General features: G+C 58.8%; 11 protein-coding genes and 1 pseudogene (1 of these 12 only partly in view). 5 read left to right on the top strand and 7 right to left on the bottom strand.

What is annotated here, in order from left to right:
* Positions 1–1,709, bottom strand: a pseudogene (gene ligA / locus GTN70_08635) (NAD-dependent DNA ligase LigA) (it extends 262 nt beyond the left edge of the window).
* Between the two features lie 172 nt (positions 1,710–1,881).
* Between ligA and GTN70_08640 the strand changes: the two are divergent.
* The 4 genes from GTN70_08640 to pgk all read left to right on the top strand — a co-directional run bounded on the left by GTN70_08640 (position 1,882) and on the right by pgk (position 5,162).
* On the top strand, positions 1,882–2,175 hold the full coding sequence (locus GTN70_08640) for a hypothetical protein (GenBank protein NIO17049.1): 294 nt from the start codon (positions 1,882–1,884) through the stop codon (positions 2,173–2,175).
* Between the two features lie 9 nt (positions 2,176–2,184).
* Positions 2,185–2,553 (top strand): hypothetical protein, encoded by a 369-nt coding sequence (locus GTN70_08645; protein ID NIO17050.1) that lies wholly within the window; start codon positions 2,185–2,187, stop codon positions 2,551–2,553.
* Between the two features lie 93 nt (positions 2,554–2,646).
* Positions 2,647–3,780, top strand: coding sequence for a hypothetical protein (locus GTN70_08650; protein NIO17051.1), 1,134 nt, complete (start codon positions 2,647–2,649; stop codon positions 3,778–3,780).
* Positions 3,781–3,980: 200 nt separating this feature from the next.
* Positions 3,981–5,162: a phosphoglycerate kinase gene (gene pgk / locus GTN70_08655; GenBank protein ID NIO17052.1), complete on the top strand. Its 1,182-nt coding sequence runs from the start codon at positions 3,981–3,983 to the stop codon at positions 5,160–5,162.
* A 19-nt stretch (positions 5,163–5,181) separates the two neighbouring features.
* On the opposite strand, the gene GTN70_08660 is transcribed toward pgk, so the two are convergent.
* The 6 genes from GTN70_08660 to GTN70_08685 form a co-directional block, all read right to left on the bottom strand.
* Entirely contained in the window at positions 5,182–6,192 is a 1,011-nt protein-coding gene (locus tag GTN70_08660; GenBank protein NIO17053.1) for a c-type cytochrome, read from the bottom strand.
* Between the two features lie 88 nt (positions 6,193–6,280).
* Positions 6,281–9,103 (bottom strand): multicopper oxidase domain-containing protein, encoded by a 2,823-nt coding sequence (locus GTN70_08665; protein ID NIO17054.1) that lies wholly within the window; start codon positions 9,101–9,103, stop codon positions 6,281–6,283.
* 458 nt (positions 9,104–9,561) lie between these two features.
* On the bottom strand, positions 9,562–10,176 hold the full coding sequence (locus GTN70_08670) for a CPBP family intramembrane metalloprotease (protein NIO17055.1): 615 nt from the start codon (positions 10,174–10,176) through the stop codon (positions 9,562–9,564).
* A gap of 10 nt (positions 10,177–10,186) precedes the next feature.
* Positions 10,187–10,843, bottom strand: coding sequence for an HAD-IA family hydrolase (locus tag GTN70_08675; protein ID NIO17056.1), 657 nt, complete (start codon positions 10,841–10,843; stop codon positions 10,187–10,189).
* A 46-nt stretch (positions 10,844–10,889) separates the two neighbouring features.
* Positions 10,890–11,282 (bottom strand): response regulator, encoded by a 393-nt coding sequence (locus tag GTN70_08680; GenBank protein NIO17057.1) that lies wholly within the window; start codon positions 11,280–11,282, stop codon positions 10,890–10,892.
* A gap of 17 nt (positions 11,283–11,299) precedes the next feature.
* Positions 11,300–12,136, bottom strand: a complete 837-nt coding sequence (locus GTN70_08685; protein NIO17058.1) for a hypothetical protein — start codon at positions 12,134–12,136, stop codon at positions 11,300–11,302.
* Between the two features lie 178 nt (positions 12,137–12,314).
* Between GTN70_08685 and GTN70_08690 the strand changes: the two genes are divergently transcribed.
* Positions 12,315–12,493 (top strand): biotin synthase BioB (locus tag GTN70_08690; protein NIO17059.1); only part of this gene is annotated, 179 nt, incomplete at its 3' end.

Here is a 12,493-nt window from a genome sequence, read left to right on the forward strand (position 1 = left end):
TCTTTCGAGGAGAAAAAGGCGCGTATGCTGCCGGCGGCTTCGGGCCCGACCTCTTTCACGTTGAGGAGTTCCTCATAGGATGCTCTCATGAGATTATCCACCGATCCGAACTGATCTGCAAGGAGATTGGAAAGGTGCTCGCCCACGTTCCGTATCCCCAGGGCAAAGATGAGCCTGCCGAGGGTGGTTTTCCTGCTGCGCTCGATTGCCGCGACGATATTTCTGGCCGATTTCTCTCCGAGCCTGGGGAGGTCTTTCAGGTCGTCCTCGGAGAGCCTGAACAGGTCGGCAGGGGAGGCGACGACCCCTTCGCCGATGAGGAGGGATATGATCTTGTCGCCGAGGCCTTCGATGTCGAGCCCTTTTCTCCCGGCGAAGTGCTTGATCGACTCCTTTAACTTTGCGGGGCAGGAGTCGCCGGTGCACCGGTGGGCGGCCTCCCCTTCGACCCGCTCGATCGGTGCGCCGCAGATCGGGCACGAGGGGGGCATTGCGAACTTGACGGCGGATGTCTCTCTCTTCGAAAGCACAGGCTTTACCACCTCGGGGATCACGTCGCCCGCCCTCTGGACGACTACCGTGTCGCCTATGCGGATGTCTTTTCTCTCTATTTCGTCCATGTTGTGAAGGGTCGCCCTCTTCACCTCGACCCCTCCGATTATCACGGGTTTGAGCGAAGCAACGGGCGTTACGATGCCGGTCCTTCCCACCTGCACCACGATGTCTTTGACGACCGTCGTCCCCTGGCTGGGGGAGAACTTGAAGGCGATGGAGTGCCTCGGGCTCCTGGAAATCTGGCCCAGCTTCTCCTGGAAGCGAAGGGAGTTCACCTTCAAGACGATTCCGTCTGCTTCGAAGGGAAGCCCTCCGCGGTCGTCCTCGATGGCCCTGTGCAGGCGGATCGCCTCTTCGATGGACCCGCAGAGGGCCCTTTTCCCATTCACGGGAAGCCCGAGGGATTCGAGGGTGTTCAGGACGTCCCAGTGCCCCGCAAGGTCGGCCCCGCTGAAAATGCCGGTGCCGTAGAAGAAGACTTTCAGGGGCCTTTTCGCCGTTATCCTCGGGTCGAGCTGCCGGAGAGACCCCGAGGCGGCGTTGCGCGGGTTTGCAAAGAGGGGCTGACCCTTTTTCGCCCTCTGCCCGTTCAGCCAGCGGAAGGCATCCTTTTCCATGAAAACCTCCCCCCTCGCTTCGAGGAGTTCGGGAACACGGGTTCCGTCGCGGCTTTCGAGGGCAAGGGGGATATCCTTCAGCGTCTTTATGTTGTTGGTTATCTCCTCTCCCACGTACCCGTCTCCCCGGGTGGAGGCTTTGTCCAGAACGCCGCCATTGTAGATCACCTCCACGGCGACACCGTCGACCTTTATTTCGGCAACGTACTCCACTGCATCCAGTCCGAGCATTTTCCTCACCCTCCTGTCGAACTCGAGCACCTCCTCCTCATCGAAGGCGTTCTGCAGGCTCAGCATGGGATAGGAATGGGTGATCCGGGCGAATTCGCTTGCGGGCGGGGCGCCGACTCTTTGCGTGGGAGATTCTGTCGACTGGAGGTGAGGAAAGGCCGTTTCCAGGTCGACGAGCTCTTTGAGGAGGATGTCGTACTCCTGATCTGACACCTCCGGGTCCTGGAGCGCATAGTAGCGGTAGTTGTGATATTCGATGATCTCTCTTAGCTCCCTCACCCTCTTTTCAGCGTCGCCTGTGTCCATTTTTGCCGGTTTGTCCGTGATTTTTCGATCCGTGGCGGGATGATGTTTGTCTGGATTTACTATACCAGCCACCATCGAAAGATTATACAATATTACATGGCCATTGAGAATGTAACCCGCCTGCGGATGCGATACCGCCGGGTCATTCCTATTCTTGCCGGGGAGGATTGCAATGAGCTTTATCAAGAAGTTGTTCGGCGGCGGCTCTGTGGAGGTTAAGAAAGGACAGTACGGTGTCGACTATCAGGGCGCCGCGGAGATTATCGAGCTGAACAAGAACCTTCTCCGGGCGCTCGAGCACGAGAAGGCGGGAATATCCTTCTATACCAGATTTTTCGAGCAGGCTTCCGATGAGCGGTGCAAGGAGATGTACAAGGAGCTGATAGACGAGGAGAAGAAGCATCTTCAGATGGTTCTGGAACAGATAGAGAGGAGGAAGAAGCAGGGTACCTGGACGGAAGATTAAAGGGCTCAGATGAAACACAAAAGCATTGTCCTTGCCGTTGTACTATTTTGCATAGCAGGGTGTGCCTATCACGGTGTGTACGGCCCACCATCGGGGGAGGAGAGGGAAGCCAGGGCGATTTCGGTGAAGAAACCTCCCCGCCTGGTTCTCATAAGGGGGGTGGGCGTGTACTATGCGCCCGATGCCAAGGACGACATATTTTTCTACGGGGGAACCTGGTATTACTACTCAGGCATTGACTGGTATTTGAGCCAGTCCTATAAGGGCCCCTGGGAAAAAACCCTGCAGGGGAGCCTTCCCCCGGTGATGTTCAGAGTGCCTCCCGAAAAGTTCAAGACCGTTCCTCCCGACTGGGGGGAAGTTTACCGGGCCGGATGAGGCGCAGGGGAAGGGCCTCTCTTTCAATGGGGGGAAGCTTTCGAACGATAGAGCAAACGTTTTACTGATGTGAAGGGAAAGGAGGGGTTCTTTATGAAAAGTATTTCGCGGATCAGGAAGATGCTTTCACTCTCTGAGAATGGTGTTCCGGTCATATCGGTCTACTTTCCCGTCCCCCCCGGAAAAGAGTCCCGCAAGATCAGAAAGAAGATTTCCAAGAACATCGCCAAAGAGATATTTCGAAGGGCCGCATCGAAGGGGTTCGATTTGAAATCCGTCGAGGAGCACATGCTGGTGCTGTACGATCTTTTTGAGGAAATCGTTCTGGACAAGAGGGGGCAGCTGACCCACGTTCTCTTTCTGTCCCCCCACTTTTCCGGCGTCGAGCGGTTCGAGATCAACGCGGAACTTCCCCCTCTCGCCGTCGTTGACACCCTGCCCTTTCTCTCCCCTCTCGTGATGGCCCTCGAGGAGAGAGCCCCCTATCTGTTCCTCTTCCTCGACGGAAGCGGGGGGAGGCTCTCGCTCTACTCGGGCGAGAAGCTCACGACCCTCTGGGAAGAGAAGGGGGATGTGCCGAAGAAGGTGCGCTACGGGGGGTGGTACGGCCTCGAATCGTCCCGCATGAACCGGCACGTCGAGGGGTCCCAGCAGAAGCTCGTAAGGGACCTGGTCTCGAAGTGCCAGGACGAGGTGAAGAGGAACAGGCCGGAAGGGCTGATCCTGCTGGCTTCGTCGAACGTCTACTCCCACGCGGCCGAAATCCTGGAGAAGGAGTTTTCTGACCTCTTCGTCAGGAGCCTGAACGTGGAGATTTCTCACTACACCGGGAAAGCGGCCGAGAGCGCTGTTCGGGACCTGCTCGCAAAGCTTCGCTCCGAGCGGGAAGAGGAGGAGATGAGAACCGTCATCGAAGGGGGAACGGCGGGGGCACCCCCGCTTGTGCTCATAGATGACATTCTCGACGCGCTGCGTGAAGGGAAGGTGCAGAAGGTGATGCTGAAAAAGGGGGCGGACTTTTCCCTGGACCTGTGTGAGAAATGTCTGTTGACATCTCGATCGGCAGCCACCTGCCCTATCTGCGGTGAACAAACGAGGCGTGGCGTAAACGTGGCGGAAGCGATAATCCGCCTGGCCCTGCAGACGGGGGCCGAGGTAAAGTTCCTGTCAAGGATGGAATTGCCGGAATCGGCCAGGGCCGCTGCATCACTGCGCTACACAGCCTGAAGAAGATTTGTCGCGGGGGTTGCCCGGAGCGTTCGAACGTTCAGAAACTTTCGTTCCCGCAAACCGTCGGTTTCCATCACGTGGTTTTTTTTCTGGACAAGAGAGGCTCTCCGGGTTTCTCATCCCGCTGGGAAATGCGCGTTGCGGACCGGAGGTAACGGGCCGGTTCTTCCTGTAAAAACACGTGAGGAGGGTTGGTCATGGGGATCAAAGGGCTGTCAGATCTGAGTCTCGAAGGAAAGAGGGTTCTGGTCAGGGTTGATTTCAACGTGCCCATCGATAAGAAGGGGAGGGTGTCCGACGACACCCGAATCAGGGCTGCCCTTCCGACGATCACCTATCTTCGTGACCGTGGTTGCCCTGTCGTCTTGATGTCCCATCTCGGAAGGCCGAAGGGAAAGCCGAACAGCGCCCTGACCCTCGCTCCCGTGGCGGCAAGGCTGGGCAGACTCCTTCGGACGAAGGTGCGATTCCCGGGCGATGTGGTCGGCGAGAGGGTGAGAAGGGAGGTGAGCGCCCTGAAAGGGGGCGAGGTGCTTCTCTTAGAGAACCTGCGCTTCTACCCGGGTGAGGAGAAAAACGACGTGGGTTTCGGAAAGGAGCTCGCCGCGTACGGGGAGGTTTTCGTGAACGACGCCTTCGGAACGGCACACCGGGCCCACGCCTCCAACAGCGCCGTTGCCGGGCTCTTCGAGCAGAGGGCGGCGGGATTTCTGATTCAGGACGAAATGGAGTACTTCGGACGGGCCCTCAAGAACCCGGTGCGGCCTCTCGTGGCGGTATTCGGGGGGGTGAAAATATCCGGGAAGATCCAGGCATTGAACACCGTCATGAAAAAGGTGGATAAGGTGCTGATCGGCGGCGCCATGGCCAACACGTTTTTCGTAGCCATGGGCTATCCCGTGGGGAAGTCGATCTACGAGCAGGATATGGTGGATGTGGCGGCGAAGGTGCTGAGGGATTCGCGCAGGAGAAAGGTGAAGCTGTTCCTCCCCGTCGACGTCGTGGTGGCGTCTGAACTCACGGACAGGGCGCAAAGCTTTATCACCACCGTCCAGGAGATCCCCGGGGATATGATGGCCCTCGATACGGGACCCGCCACGAGGCTGCTCTTCAGGGAGGCGATCGCCGATGCGGGGACCATCGTGTGGAACGGCCCGATGGGGGCCTTCGAGGTCGATTCCTTCTCCCGGGGAACCTACGCCCTCATCGATGACCTGGCGTCCTCACATGCCCTCACGATCGTGGGCGGGGGAGATACGGACACGGCCCTTCACAAAACGGGGATGTTCGACAGGATGTCATACGTGTCGACGGGAGGAGGTGCCTTCCTCGAGCTTCTGGAGGGGAAGAACCTGCCGGGGATCGAGGCCCTCCGATAGGCCGGACAGGGTAAGAATATCAGTGGTGGTCATGTCCTCCGCTGTGACCGTGTGTGTGGTCGTGTGACAGGTGTTCGAGCCTGTGGGTCTCTTCCTCCATGTAGGCAATCAGCGCCTCGATATCGACTTTGCTCAGCCGCAGGTTGGGCATGGGGACGTTGTTGTACTCGGCCAGGAGGGCGGTGGCGATCGGGTCTTTCTCTTCCAGCATCTTGTCGGGCTCAGCCAGCCAGCGTACCAGCCATGCTCGGTCCCGGTTCCGGGTAACCCCGAAGAGGTTTGGGCCGATAGGCCTCCTTCCTGATGCTTTGACTTCCTTTGCCTCGATATTGTGGCAGGAGGCACACCGGGTCCGGAAGATGCTCTCTCCCTTCGAGATCTTCCGAAGTTTCGGGGCCTTCGCGTAGTCCAGATCCTTCCTGGGGGGGAGCTTCCAGTTGTGAAGCCAGCTTCCGATCCGGGTGGCCAGGACGTAGGGGTTTTCGAAGGGCGACCCTCTCATCCACTTGCCCGTTTTCTGATTGCCGATGACGAGGTTCAGGCTGTGGCTCGCCAGGTCCTCGTTCTCGTCTGCTTCGCTGTACACGCCGAGCTTCTTCCGGAGCAGGGTGATATCCTCCTTCTTTCCCGTGAGGAACAGCCATCCGGGGCCCACCTCGAACTTCTCCGCGTACTCCCTGAGCACCCCGGGGGTATCGTGTTCCGGGTCGATGGTGATCGAGTACATGAAGACGTCGTCTCCGACCCGGTCCCCCAGGATCTTCTGGACCTCCCGCAGCTGGGCAGTCTCCAGCGGGCACGAGTCGGGACAGCTGGTGAAGATGAAATTGATCACCACCACTTTGCCCTCGACGAGGTCGTCGAAGAACCGCACGGTATTCCCTTCATGGGTGGTGAGCGAAACGTCGGGGAAGTAGTCTTTCCCCCACGGTGCATCGCCACTTGTGGACGATCGGGACGGCACTCCGGATACTGTCATGACGGTTGCGACGAGTAAAACCAGCATGCCCGTCAGGTACTTTGTCCCCATAGGCTCTTCTCCCCGGATCTTCGATTTTATGTGTATCCCGGGAGGGGTGGTAGAACACCCCCCCCGGGTATTACCCGTGAATCATCCGTCAGTTGGTGGATGGCCCCACACCGTCGCCGCTCCTGAACGTGGGGAGCGCAACGGAGTCCACGTACTCGACCCCGTCCCAGGTCGGGAGTGGAGTCGGCATCAGCTCGACCTGGCCCGGATGCTCCAGGTCCCAACGGAGCAGCATGGCGTGGTCCTCATGCGTTGTGTTGTGGCAGTGCTCCATGTATGTTCCCGCGAACTCCCTGAACCGGATTGCGATTTCGACGCTATCGGTGCTGTCGTCCATCCGTCCGATCCGATAGACGTCCTTTCTGGCCCACTTCTCCCACTCAGGGGGTGCTTCACCTCCCCGGGTGAGTATTACCCCCTCTTCGAAGTGGACGTGGACCGGGTGGCTCCAGCCTCCGTTTCCTTCGATGCTCCAGATCTCCAGCGTGCCGTCCCCGCTGAAGCCTGCATCGGTAGGTCCGTTGGCGAGCTGGGGAGACGCAGAAATTCGCCTGGGATCCATGGCGAATCCGCCTCCTCCATCCGTCTTTATGGTCCACGGGGCCTCGTCGGTCCCGCTCGAGCGTCCGAACTCGAAGGTCCGGTGACGAGCAGCGGCCAGCTTCACCTGATCGGCCGGATCGTCCCGATCGATCGTAAGGGGTATCATCTTCTTTCCCCCCGGTTCGTATTCGCCGGGATCCATGCTCGGGTCGTTCCCGGAGTACGGGTACACCCTGAATTCAAGGAACTTCCCCACGGCCGGGTCGCCGTCGACCCAGCGGTCGGGCACTCCGTCCCCGTCATCGTCTTCGAGTTTGGCCCTGTAGTTTTCGGACAGAACGTCCTCGAGGGAGATCCTGCCCTCGGGCCGTCTCCCGTTTTTGTGCTCGAGTATGTTTACCAAGTATAACTTATCTCCCGGTTCGATTCCATGTTTGCTGAAGTCCACGATGATGTCGTAGCGCTCCGCGATGGCCTGGGTCGGGAGTATACCCTTGTGGTCGAGGAGACTGCCATCGCCGTTGAGATCCATGGTCCCGTCAAAGGGTACGGCGTGCTCCATGATGTTCCCGTCGTTGGCGATCATGTGGAAGGGCACCCGGTTGTAGGAGACCCTGGAGTCCTTCGGCCCGGGAATCTCTCCACCCCTTCCCTGAACCTGCTTAACCAGGGCGAAGGTGAAGTAGCGGGCAACAGAGCCGTTCAGGATGCGCAAGCGGTACCGTCGGGCCCGGACCTTGAGGTAGGGGTGGTAGAGCCAGTTGACGAGCACGTGGTCCCCCAGGAACCCGTCGAGGTTGAAGATGTTGTACCACTGCTGGCCCTCCCGGTCCCAGGCCTTGTCGGCGATCATCAGGTTGACGTCGTAGTCCCGGTTGCCCCAGGGCAGGGCGGTGCCGCTCGGCAGCCGGAGGTTGACCCCGTCCTCGAAGTCCTCCTTGCCCCGGTCAAGGGCGCTGTAGTAGTTCATCATCACCGCGTTTCCCTTGTACACGTTCTGGGCGGTGAAATCGAGCATGTGGTCGTGGAACCAGTGAGTGCTCATGGTCTCCCGCCAATCGCCCCTGATCCTGATGGACCCGTTCTCGCAGCTCTTCCTCCCCGGGTTTTTACCATACACGTAGAGCGTTTCACCGGGGGAACAGGGAAAAGCCGCCCTGGGGTCGGTCGCATCGGTGTTGATGGTGTCGTACCCGGCGAGCTGCAGTGGCCAGCGGTAGTCGTAGAACTGCCCCGGGAAGAAGAACGCGTTGGTGTAGCCGTCGCTCTCGGCCGGGGTGTGGCCGTTGTGCTCGTGGGTCGAGATGGTGTGGAGACCGAACCCGCGGTTGGCCGCCGGGTCGATGGGCAGTGCGTTGTAGTGGCGCATCAGGACCGGCTGTCCGTAACGCACGGAAAGGAGCTTTGGTGGGAGCGTTCCGTCGAAGGTCCAGAGGGCCTTGTGGTCCTGGACGGGCATGTTCGGGTGAAACCGGACTTCGAGTCCCTCCGTGGTTCCCTTGATTCTCGGCGTACCCGGGATCGAGGATTCGTACACGGTGTGATAGAGCCCGCCGGAGCCGAATTCTCCGAGACGGTAACCGTGTTTCTGCCTTCTGTCCCTCCACCCGCTGTTCACGTGAGCTCCCGCCTGGGCGGTCGCGTAGTGCACCTCGGGGTAGAATTCGTTCCACCGCTGGTGGGCCCAGCCCCGTCCCGGCGGACGGCCCTCGGCTGGAGGGGTATCGAGGGGGCGTCCGAGGAACGCTTCGATCTCCGATTTCCAGGGGTTCTCATCCAGGGTGTTCGCGTATTCCGTGGGGAAAGGGGCAATCCCGTCCTGGTCGAGAAATTCCGCGAGGGCTTCGGGTGCGGGACCGCTCCGTGCGGGGTTATCCGGATCCTGCTCCGGGTATGGTCCTGTCGTGGGGACCGGGAAGCCGATGGCAGGGGCCGGCCCGGCTGGATCGAGCGGATCCGTGCCGAATGATTCGAACCGGAGCATCTGCTGGGTAAACGACGTGGCCCCGAAGAGCGGGCTCGGCCTGCTGTTGGTGGGAACGTTGAATTTCCCCCCCGACTGCTCCTCCTCTTCCGGCACGGAATTGTTTTCCCCCGCGTCACGGAACGTGCCCGTGGCGCCTCCTTCGAAAGCCCCTTCGTTGGCATGGGGGAGGGTGGCGAGGAAATCGTCTGCATACTCGAGCCCGATCAGAGGCCCGGTGAATGCAGAGGGATCTCCAGGGGGGGGCGGGCCGAAGAAATCGAGTGTTGCCGCGAGAGCAAGTGATGTCATGAGAACCCCGAGTGGTATGGATGCGATTGAGAGGGCGGCCTTTTTGATCGATCCGGACGCGACCTCGTTTGTATCGGGTGTGTTGTTCTTCATTCGGAATTATCCTCCTCAGCGTCCACTAACGTGGCGCTTCATGTGTTGAACTCGTGAGTTCAAACGGCTGATTTCGACTGAGCTGGTCGGGAGGCGCGAACCATCACCGCAACATGCTGTGTAACTCGCACTTTTCGGGTTGGATCTATTACTGAACAGAAGGCACCGTATAGAGTGATACGGTGAACCTTGTCTGACATCTCCCAACTCCACAATCGAGAAGTATTATCGCTATCTCATCCATTAAGATTTGCCCTATCCGGGTCAGGATTCATTTTTCGTTCTTTTTTTGGGGGGTTGATTCACTTTTTTCGTTCCTTTGGCCTCTCCGTGGAGGGAAAAGGGCCGGGTACTGCATCATGGGCCTGAGATACCGCTGTCGCTGGGAATTAGGCGAGTTCAGGGGTTCGGGTGCAGGGTTTCAAACTCTGAGGGCGTTCCAACCCCCCGACCGTGTGTCACACGCTGCTCGCCCAGTGGATCAGGTTGAAGAGGGTGTGAAGGAGCGCCGGGGTGTAGACCTCACCCGTTTTGTGACGCAGGAACCCAAGCGAGATCCCGGGCAGGAAGGTCAGAAAGCGGATCAGGGAAAATCCGATCACGATGTGGGTAATCGAGAACAGGATCGACGTCACGATAATTTTTGTCTGCGCGCTGCCTTCTATCCTGTCGAACAGAAAACCCCGGAAAAAAAACTCCTCCGGCAGGGCAACGACGATCAGTGAGGTAAGCCAGAACTTCATGGACCCGCTTGTTGTGAGGAGGTGGAACTTCTCGGGGTAAAATTGCCCGCCTCCCAGCTTCACGTACGCCACGTACAGGGCAATCGATGCCCCGGCGACGGCAGGGAACCAGCAGAGGGAGGCAAGAATACCCTTCCCCTTGAGAAAAACCATCTTTTCTCCCCGGTACCAGTAGTATATGCACGGCGTATACAGCAGGATCACCCCCGTGAACAGGGAGGACAGGCTACCCGTCAAGCCGGAGAAAGAGGGGGATATCGCTTTGATGGCCACGGTGACGGCGAGCCAGATCAGGTAGGGTTTCAGCTTCTCGGAAACGTGTATCGGCATGGCCCTTATTTTAGACGGGACCGACGATTTCGAAAAGTTCGGGAAATGTATCGATGATGTGGTCCGGGGGGTGCAGCGCAAAGTCTCTGGCGCCCAGGCCGTACCCTGCCCCGACGACTTCCACACCCGAGCCCCGGCCCGCGAGCACGTCGTTGATGGAGTCCCCCACGATGACCGCCTCCCCGGGTCGTGTGCCCGTTTCTTCGAGGATGCGGAGGACCCCCCGGGGATCGGGCTTCTTCATCCCGGGGGAGTCTCCTCCGACGGCGGGGTCGAACAGGGCATCGAGGCTCAGGTCGCTGAGGATGATTTCTGTCAGGTAGAGCGGTTTGTTCGTCAGGAGGGCGAACCGGAAGCTCCCCTCGTGGTATTTCAGCGCTTCCTGCACGCCGGGGTAGACGGTGGTCGTGTCCAGGAGATGCTGCTCGTAGTGCCTGAGGAAGATGTTCAGGGCGTCTCCGAGGAGACGCTGCCCTTCCTTGCCGAGGCCCTCCTCTATGAGAATGGAGACACCGTTGCCCACCCGGGAAAGTATCGTATTAAGAGGCAGCGGTTTGCTCCCCAGGTATCTGAGAGTGTGGTTTATCGAGCCGGCAAGGTCGTGGCCTGAATCGACGAGCGTGCCGTCGAGATCGAATATGATGAGTTTTTTGTACATCCTCTTCATCGAAAGCGGAGCCCTCCGCTGCAATGTGCGCCTTCCCCTGTTTTTTTCACCCCGTTCCCTCTTTCTCGATGAGGCCCCTTATGGTGCTTCTCAGGTCATCGAGCCGGAACGGCTTGGGCAGAATGCCCGCCCCTCCCTCGGCCGCTATCCTCTCCCCGGGTATCGAATCGGCCCGGCCGCTGATGAGAAGAACGGGGGCACTGACCCCTATCTCTTTCATCCTTGCAAGGAGCTCCCAGCCGGTTAGCCCGGGCATGGTGATGTCCGTAATGATGATATCGAATTTCTTCCGGCCCGCGATTTCGATCGCTTCCTTCGGGGAAACCGTCGCGGTGACACGGTGGCCGATCAGTTCGATCATCTCCTTGAGGACGTCGAGCACGTCCTTTTCGTCGTCCACGATGAGAATGTCGAGACTCCGATTCCGTGGGGCCTTCACGTTTTCTCCCGTTCCATCTATTTTTGCATCCTCCGATCCTTTGCCCCCCTCATCCCTCCGGGGAGGCCCATTCCCGAGGCTCCTGCCGTTTCCATGTTCGGTCTTCTCTTGGGGGTAAATCCCCCCTCCATGGTGCGCATTTTCTCCAGCGCGCTTCTGAATATGTTTCCCTTGATATCCTTTGTTTCCTTTTCGGCCTCTCTCAAAAAATTCTTCACCCACACCCTCTTCGACCGCTCGCCGTAGGGGCACATGCATTGCGACCAGGAAAATCCGAGCATGTTCACCAGGGAGACGATGCTCTTTTCGGGAACGAACAGGAGGGGTCTTATGATGGTCAGCCTGCCCCCGAACATTTCCTGCCGGGGTGCCATGGAGGCGAACTCGCCGTTGTAAAAGAGGTTCATGAGCGCTGTTTCGACGAAATCGTCCTGGTGATGGCCGAAGGCCACCCTGTCGAACCCGTGTGAGGTGGCATACTGGAAGATCGCCTTTCTCCTGTTCCAGGAGCAGATGAAACAATCGGGCTCCTGTCCCTCGGCCAGGCGGTCCCTGATCCGTATCCGGGAGATCTCCAGCGGGAGGTCGATGCTTTTCGCAAATTCCCTTATCCCGCTTTCCCTGGCGCACCCGCCGCAGGTGATGTCCGTTTTCACGTTGATGGCCGAAAGGGAAAATGCCTTGCCGTGCCAGGTGGCTATGTCGCGCAAAAGGTAAGCGAGGAGCGATGAGTCCTTGCCGCCGGACAGGGCAACGAGGACGCGGCTCTTGTCCTCGATCATCGAGAACCGCGAAATTGCGGCAAGCGTCTGCGACACGACCTGCTGTTTCTGCTTCTTGCGGGCCCTGCTCATGATAGTGACTCCCCGAAGATGTATTCCCCCGCCTGGCGGAGAAACCTGTCAACCCCATAATCTAAATAAGGTTGACAGCCGCCGCTATTTTCTGAAAAGATATTCCGATAATAATAGGGCAGAGCTATCTCCGCAACAGGGGGTTTACGCTAAACAATCTACCATAACGGGGGGATTCATGAGAGATTTTCTCCTTTCAATCGAGAGGAAGGCGGTAAATGGCGAGGGAATCGGTTTTGACGAGGCCCTCTCGGTCCTTGCCGTCGGTAAGGATTGGATTTTCGATCTCATCGGCGTGACGGAACGGGTAAAGAGCGCTTTCATCGGCAACAGGGTGAGGCTCTGCTCGATCGTCAA

It is taken from the genome of Deltaproteobacteria bacterium (assembly GCA_011773515.1).
In the GTDB taxonomy this organism is placed as follows: Bacteria; Desulfobacterota; Deferrimicrobia; order J040; family J040; genus WVXK01.